The following is a 6,851-nucleotide window of genomic DNA, read 5'->3' on the forward strand; positions in this document are numbered from 1 at the left end:
CAGGGCCTCCCTGATTTCGCTGTTTGACTTTTCTAAGTAGTTTTGAATCTCATTGACAAGGTCGCTGAAATACATTTCATGATCGCGGCCGCGGGCCTCTAAGATAGCACGCGCTACTTCAATCATAGAAAGTTCACTTTTTTCCTGTCCAGCAAATACTTCTAATTCCAAAGTCGATCTCCTTTAAGATAGTAAAGGCCTTAGCCCTCTTGCAATTTTCGCTACTTTCTATTGTACGATAATTTTTTGCTTTCGTCAAAATATTTTCATTCTTTGTATGACAGCACGACAGCCAAAAAGCCAATAGTCTGAACTATGGCTTTTGCAGGCTTTATTTCACTTTTGCAGTGCTGGTAATCACTTCGACAGCTTTCTTAATGGCAATATCGTGTTTGAGCATATCTGCTGAAAGCAGCTGGCGCACGCGCTCTGCTTCCATCTTGTAGTCTGCTGCCAGCGAAGTGATTTCAGCTTCAATTTCTTCTTCGCTTGCTTCAAAACCTTCTGCCTTGGCAACTGCTTCAACCACTAAGTTAGTCTTGGTGCGGGATTCAGCATCTGCTTCATACTGCTTGTGCAGGTCTTCTTGGCTGGTGCCGGTGATTTGGAAGTACATCTCAGGCGAGATTCCTTGGCGCTGCATATTGCCCAGGAATTCATTAACCGAACGGTGCACTTCTTCGTGAATCATCTCTTGCGGCAGTTCTACGATTTCTGCATTGGCCACAGCCTGATCGATTGCCGCTGCTTCCACTGCATCGTTATAAGCTGCTTCTTTGGATTCAGCCAATTCCTTGCGGTACTTTTCTTTGAGCTCGTCCAGCGTTTCCACTTCTTCGTCAATGTCTTTTGCCAGTTCATCATCCAATTCTGGCACTTCTTTTTCTTTGACTTCGTGAATCGTTGTGACAAACTTAGCTTCCTTACCAGCCAAGTCTTCTGCTTGATAGTCTTCCGGGAAGGTCACGACGACATCAACGGTTTCACCGGCACTATGCCCGACCAGCTGCTCTTCAAAACCAGGGATAAACTGGCCGCTGCCCAGTCCCAGAGAGAAGTTGTCGCCCTTGCCGCCGTCAAATTCAACGCCGTCAACAGAACCGACAAAATCAATCACAACTGTATCGCCGTCCGCAGCAGGCCCTTCCTTGAGCACCAGCTCAGCCAGATTGCTGCGCTCGCGCTCCACGCGCTCGTCAACTTCAGCGTCTGTCACTTCCTTAGTCGCCTCAACTGTCACTTCCAAATCTTTATAAGCGCCCAGTTTCACTTCTGGTTTTGTAACAACTTCTGCAGTAATGGTCCAGTCTTGGCCTTTTTCCATGGATTTCACATCAAACTGCGGCTGAGCAACTACTTCAATACCCGCCTGACTGACAGCAGCCTCATAAGCTTCCGGCAGCAGAGCGTTCAATGCGTCTTGATACAAGGCTTCTTCACCAAAACGTTGGTTGAAGATAGCACGCGGAAGATGTCCCTTACGGAAACCTGGTACAGCAATATCCTTCTTAACTGAGTTAAATACGCGGTCCAAAGCAGGCTTGATTTGCTCCTGACTGATGGTAAAAGTCAGCACTCCGCGGTTTGTTTCTTTATTTTCAAATGATGCAGACATTCTGTCATTTCTCCTTAAAATTTATTGAATACAATCCATTATAGCATAATTACGCTTTTTTTCAAAATTATATAATAAATTTTTTTCTAAGAAAAAACCGGTGTTCTCAAATGAGAAGACCGGTTTTTCAAAGCGCTCAAAGAAGTGCTTTGAAGCTGCAGACAGAGCTTTTGGCAGGGAGAGTCGGCAATACTGAAGATTACAGCCAAGACAAGCAAAACTTGTATGAGCCCTCATCTCCTGCCGCGCCCTTTTATTTCTGGCCTCAGGCTGTTTCTATTTGTTTGCTCCCTGACCTCCCATAGTCTCTCAGACTGTTGGAGGCACCGACATGCGAGGTAACATAGAAAGGGTATAAAGAACGAGTTGGCCTTAATCTTTCCATATGGAAGTCTCATCCATAAAACTGTTTGTCTTTTGCAGCAGCTGGCTAAAGACCGCATATTTAAAGTTTCTCGTTATTTGTTCATCAAGCCTGTTCTTAGCCAAATCTTTTTGCACGGCTTCTGCAAAACCTGTCTTCAGCTCCTCATAGCTGCTGTAAACCTTGCCGTTGATGGTTACTGGCTTAATACCGCTGGCTTTTGTTTTATCCACTACTTTTTTAAAGTAAGCTTTCTTAAAGGCTTCCATCGTTTCAAATTCTCCGCCAGAAATCTGCTTGATGATAAAGTTGTCACTCAAACCGGCAACCCCTTGCTCATTGGCTGTCTTGCGGTATTTATTGGAAGCATAGCCGATAAAGCCTTTCTCATAGCCATAATAACCCCAGATTCTAAAGGTGTTATGCTTAAACATCAGCGCTCCCGGCGCCCCGGTGCTGTTCTGACCGCCGCCGTAGATGCCGGTCATATAGTCGATAGCGATATAACTGGAATCAAAATCAGTCGGATTGTAGACTTTGTTGCCTACCGCTCGGTTAGAAAGCAGCCCTTGATCCACCAAGTCATCTACAGAGGAAACAGCCATCGTCTGCTTTTCATCTGCTGTCAAATCTCGGACTAGATCGTGCTGTGCTCTATCACTCACTGCTTTCGGCTCTACTTTTTTAAACCATTTGGCTGCAGCTTCATTTCCTTTGGAAACGACGGCTTCCCCTTCCAGATAATCCAACAGCATGAGCGTGTCATTGTAAGCTTTCATATAATGATCAATATCATCGCGGTTTTTGAAAAGGCTTGGCGAGCTGTTGTAGATGAGGCTGCCATCATTTGGACGATCAAAGGCCATATTGAGCCCCAGTGCACCCCAGCCAGGCTGACCCGGAACAGGAGACTGAAGCATACCCTGTGCATAACCTTCCGGTCCAATGCCGTCGCGTCTGCCATAACCGCCCAGATAGATTGCTCCATCATTGACGTGAGTAAGCTCGTGTGTAAAGACAGATACACCGTAGTCTGTCAATAGGTCAAAAGCTTCGAAGTTCACACGGATTGAACCAGCAGCATGCGCACCGTAGCCATTAGATTTATACCAACCTCCGGCTCTGCCGCCAACAAGGTTAAAGAATTCGCGAGATGGCGCATAAGGATTGCCCTTATTATCATTTCCGTTGACATCAATCCAGCCACGGCCTTCCACTTGGAAGCCGTCCCATACAGCGGTCACGTTGTCCTTAACCATTTTGGACTTCATATCACTGGACAGGAGTTTGTACCAGGTATCGACATGGTTGCGGTGAAGGGTCGCTACTTCCTTGATGCTCTCATCAAACTTCTCGTCAGTCCATGACCGGCGTTTATCGCGATTGACAAAGGTCATTGTGCTATAGTTTGAAAGGATCGCCAAGCGAGTGTTCTTGAGAGTCAGCAGCGGCAATATATAGTTGCTGAAGTATTCCGAACTGAGATTGTCAAAGACTCGGTATTTTGCATCCTTAATCTCCTCTATCAGAGAAGGACGTTCCTCAAACTGCACAAAGCCTCTGGTCGCATCCTTAAACCAAGAATCCATATTTTCAAAATCAGTAAACAGGCGGCGGTTGTAATCTAAATAAGCAAGCAAATCTCTGCCCTTTGTTTCTGTCTTCAACTGACGGGCAAACATATTGACATTGTCTGCGCCCTTGAGCTGAGACTCAGTAGATTGGCCGATGTTTATAATCCTATCCAGCAGATCTGCCTTTTCTCCATAGAAATCTGGCTTAAAGAGGACCAGCTCTTTAAGATTATAGTCTCCAAATTTTAGATCGTAGTAACGGTTTAGGTAGGTCAAACCGAGCATGATAGCTGTTTTATTGCCTTCAATTTTAGCCTTGACAGCTTGATCTGCTGCCGGATTATCAGAATGGACAGCCGTCCATTCATTGGCAAGCATTTTTCGTACAATGTCCTGCAAATTCTCTTTGACTTCAGCCAGCGATTCATCCAAGAAGAGGCGTTTCACTTTGTTTTCCTTGTCATTATCTTTTGCAAGACCGACAGACTGATAAACTGCATCGCTATACAAGTCAAAATCCTTCAGACTGTCTGCCAATTGGCTTACCAGATCTTCCTTGACAGCAGCTGAGTGGTTCGGTGTATAAACTGTTCCAAGCTCCACAATATCAAATTCTGGAATCTTAGTAGCTGCAAAGTCTTTCTGAGCCTGCAGATGATAGATGATTTTGCTGCCATCGTCAAAGTGAACTAGAATTTTATCGGCTTCTATTCCTTGGGTTACGAACTGGCTGCCATTTAGCGCCTGAACGGACAAAACTTTCTTGGTCAGGAGGTCGCCTGCCAAACCGGCATTTGCCAGTTTATTGGCTTCGTGAATCAGAAACTCCTGATTGTAGAAAGGCATGAAGCGCTCTAAATTTTGATAGAGTTTTTCATATGCTGCATTGTAGCCGGCTTTATCATGATAAGCACTTGTTTTCAAGACAGAAGCATTTAACTTCTCAGAAGTTACCCCGTCATCGCTCTTCTGCTCTAAAGCCGTAATCTTATAACTTTTTACTTTCTGATCTGCTTCCGTTTCTGTCAGGCGGCGGAATTTAGCATCTTTCCCGGCCTTGGTTCCAGAACTGTGGCCCGTTACACCAAAGAGGTTTTGCAGTTTAGTTCCCATATATGGGTAATCCACTTCGGAGTCAGATCCAAAGAGTTCCTTCCCATTGAGAATCTGAGCATAGCTGACGCTGTCATCAACCGTTCCGTAAGGCCAGATAGAGGAAGCAATGCCGGCAGCGTTTTTAGCAGCTGCATCTTCCAGACTGCCTTTGGCAACTGACTGGGTCAGCCGGCCCCAATTTCCCCAGCCTGCTCCTGAATTATTTGTGAAGTTCTGAGCGACCAGCATGCTGGCGTTTTTAGCTCCTTTCACCCAGATATCTGCTTCAGCATAGGCACGCTTGACCAAGGACATAGAGTTGCTTCCTGCGATACCTCCGGTAACAGAGTTTCCACCCTTGGATTTAATCTGACCCTTAAAGGAGACATTTTCAATCCGAGACTGATTTTCTAAATTATTGACTAAGCCAGCAACATGGTCTCTCCCTTCAAGATAGCCCTGAACATTGACGTTTTCAATGACACCTTTATCCTTCAGGCGAGCAGCTATTGCTGCCACTGTATCTCCGGCAGCTGTATCTGGATAAACGATATTTACCCGCTTGAAGTCTATATCCTTGACCGTTCCGCCTTTAATCGTCTCAAACAGCGGATGAGCCAAATCTAAAATAGCATGGCGTTCGCCATTTTGGCCGCCAATCAGCTGCCCAGTGAATTCACCAGAAATGTAGGCCTTGCTGGCAGCCGGCTTGTCAATCAGTTTAGCACTGATGCTGCGTCCTAAAATGAAGGTTCCTGACGGATTGTTTCTGATTCCCTCCAGCAAATCTTGGAAATCATAATAAATGTTTCCGTCGTGCGGTTTAGCTTTTTCCAGATAAAAATCAAAGCTGTTTTGAAGACCCTTCTCAGTCCTTTGCAGCAAATCCGGCAGTTGGGCCTGAATCTTGAAAACAGGCTGGTTGTCAACGATGATTTCCTCAATTGAGGTGACCGGCAGTACTGTATCTTTAAACTGCTCAGAAGAGAACTGCAGGTAATAGTGGTCCAGACTCGCTGGTTTTTCAGTCAGAGTCGGCATGACTTTTGTCTGACCGTTCTCTACTTTCATCAAGTCCACATTGGAGATGGATTTGAGCTCAACTTTCTTCAAATCCAGTTCCAGAGGAACCTCTCCTAAACTGGTTTCTGCTGTCCCTTGGCTGCTTGTATAGGTCAAGACCGTTTCCAGTGTATAAGGTGTGTAGTATTCCAAATGTTTGACAGCAGCCTGCAGGTCTTCTACTTCTACCTCTTCAACAACTGATCCAGAACGCTTAATCCGCACTCGGGCGCCAACAAAGGAATTGCTTGGGTCCGTTAGACTGTAACTGAGCTTGGCTGAGCGGGAAAGGGCATCAAGAACAGGCTGATTGAGCGTCAGGCTTGGCTGAACAAGCTGGCTGCCCTTGCGAATCAGGCGGTTGGCAGCTGCTTCCAGTACTTTTTCTGTTACTTCAGGCGCTTGATTGGTTTTAACCCCTTTATAGGTCTGATAAACCTTGGTAATTTCCTTACGGCCTGGCCTGCCCGCTTCAATGACTTCAGTGCCTAAGGGTAGATTTGGATCGATGATTTCAAGATCTGTGAAAGGAATTTCTTCTTCCGTAACCTCAGTCACAGTCCCCTGAAGCGGCTTCGTCCCTCTTACTATCACCGTGTTAACAGCCGGTGTCACGGTTTCTGTAATCTGGGGTTCGGAAATCCTCTGTCCGTTCACTGCTTGGTAGCTGGTCACAATTTGCTTCTGCCCCGGAATGCCGGCAGTCTTGGTCTCTTCTTCATCGACATACTTGCTGTCGTCGGTCTCATAGACGACTTCCGGCTCAATCGTTTCCAGCTGTACCTCGGTGTGCAGGCTGGGCAGTTCCTGCTGCACAGCCGATTCGCCGGCAACTCCGCCGGCAAAATCAGGCTGAACAGGCGCCGTCGCTGCATCGTCGCCTGCGGTTCCGACTGCTTCTGTGTAGACAGGATTTTCCTCCTGAACGGCCGGCTCCCCATTGACGCCGCCGCTGTACTCTGGAAGGGCAGGCTCGACAAGCGATGGGCCAACTGCACTCTCTGACTGCGGTACGACCGGATCTGTGTAGGCTGGATTTTCCTCCTGAACAGCCGGCTCCCCATTGACGCCGCCGCTGTACTCTGGAAGGGCAGGTTCAACAAGCGATGGGCCAACTGCGCTCTCTGACTGCGGTACGACC

Annotated in this window: 2 protein-coding genes and 1 pseudogene; all 3 read right to left on the reverse strand. The window is 46.8% G+C overall.

The window, feature by feature from the left end:
• Window positions 1-171 (reverse strand): annotated as a pseudogene (locus STRDD11_RS14285) (DNA-directed RNA polymerase subunit delta); the annotation flags it as partial.
• Between the two features lie 160 nt (window positions 172-331).
• Window positions 332-1,615 (reverse strand): trigger factor, encoded by a 1,284-nt coding sequence (gene tig, locus STRDD11_RS06395; RefSeq protein WP_128836500.1) that lies wholly within the window; start codon window positions 1,613-1,615, stop codon window positions 332-334.
• Window positions 1,616-1,987: 372 nt separating this feature from the next.
• Window positions 1,988-6,851: ZmpA/ZmpB/ZmpC family metallo-endopeptidase (locus tag STRDD11_RS06400; protein WP_128836835.1), on the reverse strand; the 4,864-nt coding region annotated here is incomplete at its 5' end.

Origin of the sequence: Streptococcus sp. DD11 (assembly GCF_001578865.1) — a bacterium.
In the GTDB taxonomy this organism is placed as follows: Bacteria; Bacillota; Bacilli; order Lactobacillales; family Streptococcaceae; genus Streptococcus; species Streptococcus panodentis.